Source organism: Pseudofrankia saprophytica (assembly GCF_000235425.2).
Classification (GTDB): Bacteria; Actinomycetota; Actinomycetes; order Frankiales; family Frankiaceae; genus Pseudofrankia; species Pseudofrankia saprophytica.
This window is the reverse complement of record NZ_KI912266.1, coordinates 6,591,464-6,604,850: the sequence shown is the minus strand read 5'-3', so window position 1 is coordinate 6,604,850 and position 13,387 is coordinate 6,591,464. Positions and strand designations below refer to the sequence as shown.

8 protein-coding genes are annotated in these 13,387 nt (G+C 73.2%); 5 read left to right on the top strand and 3 right to left on the bottom strand.

What is annotated here, in order from left to right; all coding sequences use genetic code 11:
• Nucleotides 1-101 precede the first annotated feature (101 nt).
• Both FRCN3DRAFT_RS0227970 and FRCN3DRAFT_RS0227965 read left to right on the top strand, forming a co-directional pair.
• Complete coding sequence (locus FRCN3DRAFT_RS0227970; RefSeq protein WP_007514876.1) at nucleotides 102-749, top strand: M50 family metallopeptidase; 648 nt, start codon at nucleotides 102-104, stop codon at nucleotides 747-749.
• 44 nt (nucleotides 750-793) lie between these two features.
• Nucleotides 794-1,699 (top strand): SOS response-associated peptidase, encoded by a 906-nt coding sequence (locus FRCN3DRAFT_RS0227965; protein WP_007514874.1) that lies wholly within the window; start codon nucleotides 794-796, stop codon nucleotides 1,697-1,699.
• A gap of 68 nt (nucleotides 1,700-1,767) precedes the next feature.
• Here FRCN3DRAFT_RS0227965 and FRCN3DRAFT_RS46700 read toward each other — a convergent pair whose 3' ends face one another.
• Nucleotides 1,768-3,711, bottom strand: a complete 1,944-nt coding sequence (locus tag FRCN3DRAFT_RS46700) for an effector-associated domain EAD1-containing protein (protein WP_007514873.1) — start codon at nucleotides 3,709-3,711, stop codon at nucleotides 1,768-1,770.
• Nucleotides 3,712-3,886: 175 nt separating this feature from the next.
• On the opposite strand from FRCN3DRAFT_RS46700, the gene FRCN3DRAFT_RS46695 reads away from it, so the two are divergent.
• Nucleotides 3,887-4,555, top strand: coding sequence for an effector-associated domain EAD1-containing protein (locus FRCN3DRAFT_RS46695; protein ID WP_007514872.1), 669 nt, complete (start codon nucleotides 3,887-3,889; stop codon nucleotides 4,553-4,555).
• Nucleotides 4,556-4,617: 62 nt separating this feature from the next.
• Here FRCN3DRAFT_RS46695 and FRCN3DRAFT_RS46690 read toward each other — a convergent pair whose 3' ends face one another.
• On the bottom strand, nucleotides 4,618-9,636 hold the full coding sequence (locus tag FRCN3DRAFT_RS46690; RefSeq protein ID WP_007514871.1) for a diguanylate cyclase: 5,019 nt from the start codon (nucleotides 9,634-9,636) through the stop codon (nucleotides 4,618-4,620).
• Nucleotides 9,637-10,398: 762 nt separating this feature from the next.
• Here FRCN3DRAFT_RS46690 and FRCN3DRAFT_RS0227940 point away from each other — a divergent pair.
• A complete protein-coding gene (locus tag FRCN3DRAFT_RS0227940) occupies nucleotides 10,399-10,959 on the top strand; it encodes a hypothetical protein (RefSeq protein ID WP_051466388.1) in 561 nt (186 codons plus the stop codon).
• Nucleotides 10,960-11,259: 300 nt separating this feature from the next.
• On the opposite strand, the gene FRCN3DRAFT_RS0227935 is transcribed toward FRCN3DRAFT_RS0227940, so the two are convergent.
• Complete coding sequence (locus tag FRCN3DRAFT_RS0227935; RefSeq protein WP_007514868.1) at nucleotides 11,260-11,826, bottom strand: YceI family protein; 567 nt, start codon at nucleotides 11,824-11,826, stop codon at nucleotides 11,260-11,262.
• 280 nt (nucleotides 11,827-12,106) lie between these two features.
• Between FRCN3DRAFT_RS0227935 and FRCN3DRAFT_RS46685 the strand changes: the two genes are divergently transcribed.
• Complete coding sequence (locus FRCN3DRAFT_RS46685; RefSeq protein ID WP_007514867.1) at nucleotides 12,107-13,237, top strand: ComEA family DNA-binding protein; 1,131 nt, start codon at nucleotides 12,107-12,109, stop codon at nucleotides 13,235-13,237.
• Nucleotides 13,238-13,387 lie beyond the last annotated feature (150 nt).

The following is a 13,387-nucleotide window of genomic DNA, read 5'->3' as shown; positions in this document are numbered from 1 at the left end:
CCACCGCGCCGTCGCCGGCCACGAGGCTCCCCACCGAGGAGACGGCCCTGTCCGACCTGCTGCACCGCGCACTCGTCGTCCAGCCGGCGCCGAGCCGCCTGGTGCTCGCCGCCGCCGGCCTGCTCGCGCTGCTGACCGTCGCGGGCGGCCGCACCTGGCCCGTCGCCCGGCACGTCGTCACGATCGTCCATGAGGCGGGGCACGCCCTGGTCGCGCTGTGCGCCGGGCGTCGCCTCGCCGGGATCCGGCTGCACTCGGACACCTCCGGGGTGACGGTCTCGTCGGGCCGGCCGACCGGCCCCGGGGTGGTCTGCACGGTCGCCGCCGGCTACCCGGCGCCGGCGCTGCTCGGCCTCGCCGCGGCGGCGCTGGTGTCGACCGGGCGCACCGCGCTGCTGCTGCAGCTGTTCGTCGTGCTGCTCGTCGGTGTGCTGGTGGTGATCCGCAACGGGTTCGGGCTGCTGTCGGTGGTGGTGAGCATCCTGGTGGTGCTCGCGGTCTCGATTGTCGCCCCAGACGCACTGCGCGGTGGGTTCGCTGCCTATGTCACCTGGTTCCTCCTGATCGGCGGCGTGCGGCCCGTGTACGAGGTGTCGCGGTCCCGTCGCCGGAGGCGAGGCGGCGGCTCCGACCCCGACCAACTCGCTCGCCTCACCAGACTGCCCGCGGGTCTGTGGGTCGCGATCTTCGCCGTGGCCAGCGTCGCCTGCCTGGCGGGCGGCACCGCGTTGCTCGCCGGCGTCTGGTAGCGCACGCGGTCCACATCGTCGTAGGGCGGTTCTACGCTGAGCACATGTGTGGCAGGTACACCCAGACGCTGAGCGCGGACGACCTCGCGGACGCGATGTCGGCCCGTGACGACACCGGCGGCGCGGTGCGCGAGCGCTACAACGTCGCCCCGACCACCACCCAGCCGATCGTGACGGCCGAGCGCCCGCAGGAGGACAGACACCCGAAGGAGGACGCGGCGGGCGCCCCTCCCGCGGCCCCCGCGGCGGTCTCCCGGGTGCTGCGGCTTGCCCGCTGGGGGCTCGTGCCGTCCTGGGCGAAGGACGTCTCCATCGGCTCGCGGATGATCAACGCGCGGTCGGAGACGGTCGCCGAGAAGCCGGTGTTCCGCAAGCCGTTCGCCGCGCGGCGCTGCCTCGTCCCCGTCACCGGCTTCTACGAGTGGCACCGGCCCGAGAAGAAGAAGCGCGGCCAGCCGTACTACATCCACCGCGGCCCGCACCAGGGCATCGGCCCGGCCGGCCCGCTGCTCGCCTTCGCCGGCCTGTACGAGGTGTGGCGCGGCGGCGACGAGCCTCTGACGACCTACACGATCCTTACGACTGGCCCGGGCGTAGGCTTGGAGTTCCTGCACGACCGCTCACCGGTCGTGCTGCCGGCCGCCGCCTGGGACCGGTGGCTCGACCCGGACTACGCCGACACCGACGCCCTGCGCGCGCTGCTCGTGCCGGCGCCCGCGGGCGTGTTCGAGGCCTATCCGGTCGACGCGGCCGTCGGCGACGTCCACAATCAGGGCCCCACGCTGGTCGAGCGCATCGAGCTCCCGCCTGGCGCCCCCGACCCCCAGGCGGCCGCCCCCGCCCCGGTGGCGGGCGAGCCGACCGACCTTTTCGAAGCCCCGGACCCCACGGCCTCGGCATCCGCCGGGGCCCCGCTCGAGCTGTCGCTGTTCACCGACGACCTGCGCTGACCAACCGGATCGCCGGATGCCAGATGGGGCCGGACACCGGATGGTCGGACACCGGCGTGGTCGTCGGCCTACGGCCATTTCCAGGAGCGGCCTGAGCCTGGTTGGTCGTCCTCCGAGCGCTGATCGTCCGCCCGCCGGTTGTCCGCCCAGATGCGCCGCAACGCGCGCAACATCTCCACGTTCTCGGGTGGTATGACCGGCGTGCCGTCCGGGTTCGCCGGCATGCGTCCGGACGTCGGGTCGACGACCGCTACGCCGAGATCGGTCAGCGATTTGGTGATTTTTCCGATCTTGTCCGTCAGGGCCGCGAGGCCGGGGTCCTGTTTGACGTCCACAGGGGGCTCGGGACGCATCCGCTCCGAAAGGCCGACCATGGACCGGAAGAACAGGCCAAGTAGCGGGTCCTGCTCGGCGCCGCCGTGTTGCGCGCGGTCGGACAGCCCGAACACCGCCCCAGGATCGAGCACGGAGTCGTCCACGGCATCGCTGACCGTGCGGGTGAACAGCTCGGGGTCGGGCAGACGCGCGGCGACATCGGCGGCGACGAGGACGAGCCGGTTGGGATCCCTGCGGATCATGCCCGCGATCACCGCGGTGAGGGCTGGATGGCGGGGCAGCGCGCGGCCGAGCACGGTCAGCGCGGTCGTGACCTGATCGATGGTGCCGGTGGCCGCCACCGCGAGTGCGGCCGACGGATCGGCGGCCAGCGCGGCGGCGGCGAGATGCTCGCCGTAGGCGTCGGGTCGGATCGGGTCGCCCGCCCATCGGGCGAGATAGAACCCGCCGAGCGCCCGCTGACAGTCCCGGACGCGCTCCGCGTCGGCGTCGAGGCCGAGCAGACCCGGCAGCGCGGTCGACAGCGCCTCGGCGTCGTCGAGCGAGCCGGGTCGCAGCAGCGTGGTGAGGGTGCGGATCCGGGCGGCGAGACCTGTGTGGAGATCGCCGTCCCCTTCGCGGCCCAGCGACCCCCATCGCCGCCGGTCGTGCCGGCTGAGCGTGACCAACGGGGCCTCGTCGGCGCGGGAGGGCCGGGTCTCGTCGAGCACGACGTTCAGCGCCGCCGCGTGCACGTCCAGCACGGACTGACAGCCGTCGAGAGGGAGGGGAGGCCCCGCGACGGGACCGGTCTGCCGCAGTTCGGCCCGGAACGCCGCGTACGCGGCGTTGAAGTGCATGTGCCGCGCGTCTGCCCCGGCCGCGAGTGGCGTCGTCAGCTGGGCCTCCGCTGACCGGAACAGCTTGGCGACGCGACTGTCAGGGAGGTCGCGCAGCTCCCGCAGCACCCGCTCGGTCGAGCGGGTGAGAAGGAGCAGCCGGCTTGGCGGACCGCCGATGGCGGCACGGTTGGCGAGGGCCGTGGCGATCGCCGTCACCTCGTCGAGGCGCAGCTCGGCGTTGTCGACGGCTACGAGCACCGGAGTCGGCTCCTCGCCGAGGCGGTGCAGCTGGGTCGGGCTCAGCACCGCGTCCACCAGGAGCGTCAGCCAACCTCGATCGGCCAGGTCCTCGCAGATCCCCATGCCCAGCCGGGTCTTGCCCGACCCGGCCTGGCCCGCCAACAGGCGCACCGAGCAGGCTTCCGGCCGGGCCACCCAGGAACGCAGCGCGGCCCGGTCACCAGCGAGCTCGACGAAGGGAACGACCGCGTACTCGGGGCGGAGCAACAGGCTCGGCGGGGTCTCGGCCGTGCGCGGCCTGGGGACGAAACCGAACGGATGGCCGGCCCGGTCGTCGTCCCGGGTGGCGGACTCCCGCGCTACGGCCGAGGCGAAGACCTCGTGGTCGGGAAACCGCGTGGCCGCGGCCACCAGCAGGCTGACCCGGCTCAGGCGTGGCACGCCCCCCTGGAGCAGCCGGGATACCTCATGCCAGAACTGCTCGGCGGAGCGTCCGCCCCATGGATGAAGCGCTCGTGGCAGCCCCGCCCACTCCAGAAGCTGGGTGGCGGAGAGCGGGTCCGAGAACTGCTCGGCGAGCGCCCGCACCTCCGCGGCCGACAGCCCATCCGCCATCCGTCCCTCCAGCCCTGAGTGACTCGAACGACACGACTTGTCACGCTACCGAACAGCATGTCACCCACGCCGGCAGCCCCCGAGCACGGCAGACTCAGGTCGTGGCCCAGTGGCGTTACTCAGTGGCGTGGGCCCGCGGGGGCGGTATGGACGGTGACGGGATGAGGAAGCGGCCGTGACAGGGCTGGACGAGGCACAGGTCGCCGCGATGGGTGGCGGGGAGCGCCAGGCGTTGCGTGCCGCGCTGCTCGCGGCCTTCCCCGCCCGGGCGCGGCTGGAGGAGCTGCTCGACCGCATCGACCGGCAGGTGGAGCTCTACGCGGCCGAGTCCGTTCCACTGCGGGACGTCGTGCTCGCCGTGGTCAAGGTCGCGCTTGCCGAGGGTTGGCTGGCGCGGCTGATGGCCGAGGCCGCCGCGATGAACCCTGGCAATGGCCAGCTGGCTGCCGTGGTCGACCGGTACCGCGGCACCTCTGGCCCGCCACGCGGTTCGGCGGCCACGTCGCAGGTCGAGGCCGCCGCGAACGTCGGAGTCGGAGTTCCCCCGCAAGCGCGGCCTGCTGGGCCGCCTCCGTCGGACCGCGAGCTCATCGGCACGCTGGCCGACGAGTTCCCGGACCCCGCGTCGGCCGGGCCGGTCGTCGAGCGGGCGGGCCTGCGGCGTGGGCTTCAGCCGGGATGGCAGGCGCGCACCGCGGAGGCGTACTGGTGGGAGGTCCACCGCATGATGGTGAACGGCGCCGTCGTCGGCGGATGGCCGAACGTGCTGCGCGAGGCGATGGCCGAACGGCCGGGCAACGCGGTGATCGCCGCGGCGGCGGCGGCCGCCGGCGTGACCGCCTGATCTGTGCGCCGCGGTCCGCGGAGGCTTGCTCGGCCGGGCCCCGCGCCCGGCAGGAGTGCTGGTCAGTGGTGTCGGCCGGCTGTGCCGTGAGGAGGTACGCGCGGTGCCCTGTCGGGGCCGGCCACCTCGACGCGGTCGCGACCGGCACGCTTGGCGCGGTAGAGGGCGGCGTCGGCGCGCTCGACGAGGTCCGCCGGGCTGTTTCCCGTCCCGGGAACGGCCGCCGCGACGCCGATGCTCGCGGTGACGACCTGCTCCCGCGCCGACGGATTGGGCTCGGCGAGGTCCATGATGGCGGCGCGGAGGCGGCAGGCGAGCCTGGCGGCGGCGCCGGTATCGGTGTTCGGCATGACGATGGCGAACTCCTCACCGCCGTAGCGGGCGGCCAGCTGGGTGTCATCGATGGTGTCGGTGAGGCAGGCGGCGACCCGCTGGAGGCACCGGTCACCGGCGGAGTGACCGTAGCGGTCGTTGTAGCGCTTGAAATGGTCAATATCGATCATGGCGACGGCGAGCGGCGCGGACTGGTCGGTGGCGCGTTCCCAGTGGGAGCCGAGGACGTCCTCAAGACGGCGCCGGTTGGCGAGACCCGTCAGCGGGTCGGTGATCGAGAGCTGTTCGAGGCGCTTGTTGGCTTCGGCGAGCTGCTGGGTCCGCTCGGCCACCTTCTGCTCCAGTGACGCGTAGACCAGGGCGTTGTCGAGCGAGACCGTCAGCTGCCCGGCGATAAGCATGATCCCTTCGAGATGCTCGACGGAGAACGCCTCGCGGATCATCCGGTTCTCCAACAGCAGCATCGCCCGCAGCTCGCCGCGGATCAGGATGGGCACGGCGAGCAGCGAGCAGCGGTCCAGGCCGGCGAAATACGGGTCGCGGTGGAACCGGTCGTCCCGGGTGGCGTCGGCGACGACGAGCGGTTCCCGGGTGCGTTCCACGTAGCGGACGACCGAGGAGGGCGTCAGGCGTCGCCGGCCAGCCGCGCGCAGCGAGATCACGGCGCCGGCGCCGACCGGCACCAGCCAGCCGGGCCGCTCCTGGCCGAGCACGAGGACGCGCACGCCGGTCGCGCCGGTCATCTCCAGCAGGATCGCCGTCAGGCGCAGGCGCAGGCCCTCGAAGCTGGTCTCCGAGCTGAGCGCCTGGGAGGCGGCGACGATCCCGAGCAGGTCGATCGCGCCGGCGGTGACCGTGGACCGGCGGTTCGCGGGCTCCCGGGGCGGCCGCGTCGCGGGGGCGGTCCCGACGGGCAGCGACGGATGGGCCCAGTCGAGCTGTCTCAGCTTCGCGGTCGCACCCCAGTCCCGGTACTGGCGGCGGGCGGCGGCGAGCAGCACGGAGCCCGCGATCTCCATGCCATGAGCAAGGTAGAACCGCGCGGTGCGTTCCAGGATCAGCCCGCGGTGCCAGGGCCGCGTCCGCGGCGGGCACTCGCGCAGCGCCAGGTCGAACAGATACGCCGCCTCGCGGAAGTCGTCCACCGCCCAGGCCCGCTCCGCCGCCGCCAGGTGCAGTAGGTGGCGGAAGTTGGTCGGCGCGTCGGCCGAGCGCGCGCACAGCCAGGCGATCAGCTCGTCCAGCTCGGCCAGCGGCCGGGCGCGCTCGTGCTCGGCCGCGGCGCGCGCCTGCCCGGCCAGCACCAGGGCGTGCAGCACCCGGGTGACCGCCATCGTGTAGTTCGCCTCGATGGCCGGCGCGTACGGGAACACCGCCGCCGTGTGCCGGGCGAGGTCCGCCGGGCGACCCAGCAGAGCCGCGGCGAGCGCCCGGGTGATGTGCAGGTGGGCCGCGGCGTGCGGGTTGGCGGCGAGCAGCCGTAACTGGGTGGCCTCGCCGGGTGCCGGCTCGGCCGCCTCGCCGGCGAGGACACGCACGAGCTGCGCGCAGGACCGGAACGTCTCCTCGGCGTGGCGGTTGCCGGTACGGGTGGCGATCGCCATCGCCTCGTCGACCTCGGCGGCGAACTCCGTGAGCGTGGGCGCGCAGTCCAGCAGGTTGAACAGCAGCACGTAGTGGGTCCAGCAGGCGTTCTGCAGGTTGCTGATCTGGGTCAGGCCCTCCAGCACGCGCCGCGCCTCGGCGACGTTCTCCTCCAGGGTGTCGAACCAGTGGCCGGTGCTGACGACGTAGATGAACCGCGCCTCCCAGATCTCGCGCTCGAAGCCGGGCAGGTCACGGCTGCCCGCCTCGGCGGCGGCCAGGAGCCGGCGCATCATGCGGTACGCGGTCGCATAGTCGCGCCGACGGTTGATGATCACATAGGGGATGTGGCTCGCTGGGCCGAGCAGGTCCGGGTCCGGGCCGTCGCGGGCCCACAGCTGCAGCGTCTGGACGGTCAGCCAGGCCATCATCCGCTGGTCGTCGAAGAACGCGGCCGGCATGAGCCGGTTGACGATCCGGGCGGCGCCGAGCCGCGCGCTCCCAGCGGGTCCGAGCGGCCCCAGCGCACCAGGCTCGCCGTCGTTGTCGTCGACGACGGGGTCGTCGGGGGTCTCGTCGGAGGTCCCATCGGCGGTGTCGCGGGAGGACTCGTCGGAGTTCTTGTCCGCGGTTGTGTCGAGCCAGCGGCCGAGCGCGTCCAGGCCGCGGTCGATCTCCTCGTCGAGGCGGTCGCGGTCCGGCACGGCGATGCCGAGTCCGCGCAGCTGGTCGAGGCCGAGCCGCATCGCCTCGGCGCCGCGGCTACGGCTGGTGAGGCTGACGATCTGCGTCACGACGGCGGCCGTGCGCTGCGCCGGGCAGGCGCACAGCCGGCCGATGACCTCGAACTCCTCGTCCGCCTCCTCCAGCCGGCCGAGGCAGTGCAGCGCGGCGTGCCGCTCGGTATGGACCGCGATCACCTCGTCGAGGTCCGCCGGGTCGACGAGGGGTACGGCGGCGGTGAGGAACCGCTCCACCAGCGGGTAGGTACCTAAGAGCCGTGCCTCGTCGGCGGCGCGCCGGAAGAACCGGCCCATCCGCCGCCGTTCGTCGGAGTCGTGCACGTCGTCGGCGACCGGCAGGTATTGCTGGGCCGCCGCGGTGGCGTACTCCGGACGGGTGGCCAGGCACCGCGCCAGCCGTAGCCGGGTGGCCCGTCGATCCGGCTCGGACAGGGCCGTCAGGACCGACTCGCGCACCCGGTCGTGATGGAACGACACGGCGCGCTGGCCGCTCGGCGCGAGGTTGGCCAGGCCGGCGGCGAGCGCGGGGGCGAGCCGCCGCTCGACCTCCGTCGCCGCGAGCCCGGTCGCGGCCGACAGCAGGTCCAGCGCCACCTGGCCGGCGAGGCACGCCATCACGGCCAGCAGCTCCCTGGTCGCAGGCGGCAACGCGGCCACATGGGCGGCGAGCAGCCCGGTGACGTCCACCCGGTCGAGCCGGGCGTGCACCGCGGCCCGGTCCCAGCGCCAGCCGTCGTCGCCGAGGACCAGCAGGCCGTCGTGGCGCAGCGCGGCGAGCAGTTCCAACGTGTCGTAGGGATTGCCCCGGGTGGTGGGCGCGATCAAGCCGGCCAGCTCGGCGGCGGGCGCGGCGTCCAGGCCCAGCAGGTCGGCTACCAGGTCGGCCTGTGCCCGTTCCGGCAGGTCACCCACCCGCAGCTGGCGCGGACCGATGGGCTGGGCGCCCCAGCGGGCGAGCATCGGCGTGAGGGGGTGGGTGGCGTCTACCTCACCGTCCCGGTAGGCGCAGACGAGTAGCAGCCCCTCGATCGTCGCCTCGCAGCTGAAGACCGCGTCGACGATGCTCAACGGGGTCCGCGCGGCCCACTGCAGGTCGTCGACGAAGAACACCATCGGCCGACGCCGGCAGGCGATGGCGCGCAGGACCTCGATCACGGCGTGTTTCGCCCGAGTCGGCGCCGTCAGCGGGTCCCCGGGATCCGGCGGAACGCCCACCAGCGTGCCCACCTCCGGAAGGACCGCGGCCGCCAGGCCCGCGCCGGGGCCCAGCCCGCGTACCAGCCGTTCCCGGACCTCGACCAGGGACTCCTCCGGCTCGGCCAGCAACATCCGCCCGGCCGCCCGCAGCGCCTGCCGGACCCCGTCGTAGTCCTGGTCGCGGCGGTACTCGTCGTACTTGCCGGAGACGAACCAGCCGCCGTGCGCGGCCACGATCGGCCGAAGCTGCGCGACCAGGGACGTCTTGCCCACTCCCGGTGGGCCCGAGATCGCGAGCCCGCTGCAGCGACCGGCCAGCGCATCGTCGAACACGGCGCGCAGGTCGGCGATCTCCTGGTCGCGGCCCGCGAGCCGGGAGGGCACCAGCGGCCGGGCGGCGAGGTCCCGCTCGCCTGGGCGGGTCACGGGGTGGCCGCGCCGCAGGCGATCGAGATCGTGCAGAAGGGCGTCGGCACTCTGGTAGCGGTCGTCGGGATCCTTTTCGAGCAGATGCATGACGATCGTGCAGAACCCGGGCGGCACCGCGGGGTTCACCGTGGTCGGCGGTGGTGGCGCCCGGGTGAGCAGGTCGTGCAGGATCCGGACGGGGTCACCCACGCCGAACGGCGGCCCTCCGGTCGCTAGCTCGTACAGGGTGGCGCCAAGGGCGTAGAGGTCGGTCCGCGCGTCGACCGGCCGGCCGGTCCGGCCGGTCAGCTCCGGAGCCAGGTAGGGCAACGTCCCCACGATGTCGTCGAACCGGGCGAGGGACGGCTTCGTCGCCGCAGCGGTCGTCGCGAGCCCGAAGTCGATCAGATACGGGACGTCGCCGGCGACGATGACGTTCGCCGGGTTGATGTCCCGATGCACCACCCCGCGGCCGTGCATGCCCGCGACCGCGCGGGCGAGCCGCACGGCGAGGGCGATGAGCTCGGCCGGGTCCAGCGGCGTCGGGAGCTCGGACAGCGCGACGCCGCCCACGTCGACCAGCAGGAGCGACCCAGGCGCCGACGGCGCGCCCTCCGCCAGTTGCGCGATCCCCTCGAGCCCGGACAGCGTCGCGAGGGTCGAGCGCTCCCGATGTAGCCGGTGCGATGCTCCGGGCCCCAGCGGCTCCTTGCGGATCACTCCGCCGGATCCGGACACCAGGCGGGTAACCCGGGTGCGTTCCGTCTCGTGGAGCAGCTCCGGCTCCTGGAGTGACCGCGGGTCGTGGAGTGGCACCGTCCCATGAGCCTCATGAGGCAGTTCCGGCGGTGCCGTCCCCGGAAGGTGCGCCGATGCCGCCGCCGCTGGCGACACGCGCTGGCCGGGCCTCATGCCCCTAGATCCGTTCGGTCAGCCGCCGGCTGACGCCGCGTACAGCCCACCACCACAGCGTGCCCCGGCCGGCGGTGTACCGAAACGGTTTGGTCGCAGGTGGTGATGGCAGCGGTGATGTCTGGTGTGGAGACGGCGTGGGCGTCGCGGGGTACCGCGAGGGGTGCTGGACGCGGCGTCGGGTCGCGGCGGGTCGGGCCGCTTGTGGACCGGCGGTGCCATACGGCCCGCACTCAGCGGATCTGGCTCAGTGCTTTGGGCTCAGTCCTCGATCTGTGCCGCCGAACTGCCCTGGACGCCGGCCCGATTCCGATCCGGCGCCCGCCTCCGTACCGGATAAGACATGACGTCCACGGAGGTCTTTCTGATCATCCTGCACCTCGGGGTGCGGCGGGCGACCATGGCGCGGCCCCGGCCCCAGTGCCGCCCCGTAAAGAACGTGATGATTTAATCCAATGATCGGGAAACGGGCTTGCTGCCCGGGACACGTAGAGTCGCCGGAATCGTCCGTCTGCGTCATGTTCGGGTCGGCGGCATGGATGGAATTTCGGGCCAGCATGGTCGGGTAAATGAAGGAATCTGAACGGTAAACGAGGCGCGCGATTACCGCGCGACCGGGCGGGGGATTTGATGGGGGCTGGGAGGCCGAAATTCCGGCTTTTGACCGTGGGTATCGGCTTGGGGCTGGTGTTCCTGGTCGCAGCCTGCGGCGGGACCGGTGACGAGACGTCGGCCGCGTCGGGCGAGGCCACCTCGGTCGCGCCTACCGACCCGCCTAGCGCGGTGCGCACCGAGCCGCTTCCCGACATGTTCAACAATCTGCACACGGATCTTGGCGCAAGCGGCGCGCCGGGGACTGTGGCGGCGTCGGCATCGGCCAGCGCGGAGTCGCTGACTGGAACGATCATTCCTGAGAGCTTCCCGTTCCCCGAGGGAGCGACTTGGGTTCTCTCCGTCAACAAACGTACCGACGCGACAGTCGTCCTCAAGGGTGTTACTCCGGCGGGCGCTGTGGCGTATTACCGGCAGGCACTGCCCACTGCCGGTTATACGTACTTCCAGCAGTCCGTTGAGCCGGGCAGGACGAAGGTCACCTATACCGGACACAATCAGAGCGTCCTGGTTGTCGCGGACACCGGTGTTCTGATCATCTTTACGCAGTGCACCAGCGCGGTGCAGGGAGAGGCCGTGCCAACCCGGCGCAGTGACCGGGTGGCGTGCGTGTAGCGACGGGCTGGTGAGGCCCGCTCGCGGAGCGGCGCAAGGCGCGGGCCTTGGGGCCGATGACGGTCGGAGCCGGTCGCGGCGCCGGCGCCGGAGGTCGCTGACTGTGCGGAGGTCGGCTTCGCGGCCCTAGTGCGCGCGGCCCGGCGCCCGCCTGGCCCGCACCCATGGTCTGGTGGGTTCCTCCACGCCGCGCAGGGCGGAGGAAGCCACCAGACCATGACCCGGCGGTGAGGGTGTGGTCGCCGGTGCCGCGGGCGCGGGCCAGTAGCGGGTGGTGGATCGTGGGCCCGCCGGGTTGGGTCAGGCCTGCTTGATGGCGGAGATGTCGAGCTGGATCTTGACCTTGTCGCTGACGAGGACGCCGCCGGTCTCCAGGACGGCGTTCCAGGTCAGGCCGAAGTCCTTGCGGCTGATGGTGGTGGTGCCCGTGAAGCCGGCGCGCGTGTTGCCGAACGGGTCCTGCGAGCTGCCCTCGAGCTCTATCGCGAGCTCGACCGGCTTGGTGACGCCCTTGATGGTCAGGTCGCCAGCCATCGTGTATTCGTCGCCGTCCTGGCTGACGCCGGTGCTGACGAAGGTGAGCGTTGGGAAGTTCTCGACGTCGAGGAAGTCGGCCGAGCGGACGTGGCCGTCACGGTCCGGGACGCCGGTGTCGAAGCTGGCCGTCTGGATCGTCACGTTGGCGGCCGACTTGACCGGGGCGGAGCCGTCCAGCTCGAGGGTGCCCTCGAACTCGTTGAAGTAGCCACGTACGGTCGTGACCATCGCGTGCTTGGCCGAGAAACCGATGCGCGAGTGCGCGGCGTCGATGGTCCAGGTGCCGGTCAGCGCGGACAGCTCGGTCGTGGTGACAGTGGCTTCGGACATCTGGTCCTCCCAATAGCGCGGATCTCCACCGCCGCCGGTGGCGGTGGAGGCGTCGACCGGCGCTGGCTACCACCGATCGTTGCCTTCGCAACTATAGCGAGTGGCCTGCGTATTCCCGCTCCCGCTCCGCGTTGGACGGTGGATCGCTCGTCCCGTCCACCCTCCCCGCGCCAGCGAGGCTCTGGCCTGGAACGACGGACCTGTGGACGGGGGCGTCACTGTCCACAGCCGCTCGCCGCCCGGCCCACGGTGGCGCCGCGCCGGCCTACGGTCCGGGCCCATGACCGATCAGCATCTCGACCGCCCTGACCTTGCCGGTCGCGCCGCGGCGATTGACCGCGCGCGTGGCCTGATCGACAACCCGATCGACAACCCGGCGGACCGGACGCTGCCCGGCCGATCCGTCCCTGGGCGGGTGGTTCCGCCTGACATCGACGCCCTGCTCGGCCGGCGCCCGACGGCCTGGGGGACGGGCGCGGGACCTGGGTTCGGCCCGGAGGATGATCATGACTGGACGGGCGGCGGCCAGGCGGGCTGGGAGTCGGCGGAGGCGGACGGGGACCTGACCGGCGGGCTCGGCGGCGCCGGCCTGAACGCGCTGGACGGCGGCATCCCGTTCGAGCCGGACTCGGAGCTGGAGCCGCAGCCGCCGCGGCGCCGGCGGGGGGCCGAGCTGGGCGCTCGGCTGCCAGCGGTGCTGCGGGGCGCCGTGTGGGACCCGGCGGCGCGCGGCGCGCTGGTGCTCGCGCTCGTCGCCCTCGCGGCGGCGGCAGTCGCCGCCTTCTTCGCCTGGCATGGACGGCCGGTCCGGATCGACACGGCGGCTAGCGGCGCGACGGCGCGCGTGACGGCGGGGACCGGCGCGTCCACGGGCGGCACCACGCGGGCCGACCCGCCGTCCACCGAGGCGAGCGTGCCCGGCGGCATGAGCCAAAGCCCCAGCCCGGCCGCCGAGGTGGTCGTCGACGTCGCCGGGCTGGTCCGCGAGCCCGGGGTGGTACGCCTGCCGGCCGGAGCACGGGTCGTCGACGCGATCGAACGCGCCGGGGGAGTGCTGCCGGGCACCGACACCACCGGCCTCGCGCTCGCCCGCCAGCTCGTCGACGGCGAGCAGATCCTCGTCGACGGCAAGCCGGGTCCCGCGCCCGCCGGGCCGGCGGCAGAGGCGGGGACCGGCGACGCCGGCGGCGGGTCCGGCGGGGGAGCGGGGACGGCGGCGGGGCCGGTCCACCTGAACACGGCGACGGCCGAGCAGCTCGACACGTTGCCCGGCATCGGCCCGGTGCTCGCCGAGCGGATCGTGCGGTATCGGGACGAGAACGGTCCCTTCGCCTCCCCGGAACAGCTCGCCGAGGTCCCCGGCGTCGGGGACCGGCGGCTGGCCGAGCTGCTCCCGTTGATCGCGCTGTGAGCCGGCGGCCCAACCGGGACCCGGCGGCCCAGGCGCCGCCCGGTCAGGGAGCACCCGATCGAGAGCCCGCGGCGGGAGGCGGCAGTCGGGACGACGCGGCGCGGCCGCCGCTCGACCTGCGGCTCGCGGTGCCGGCCGTGGCGGTGTGGG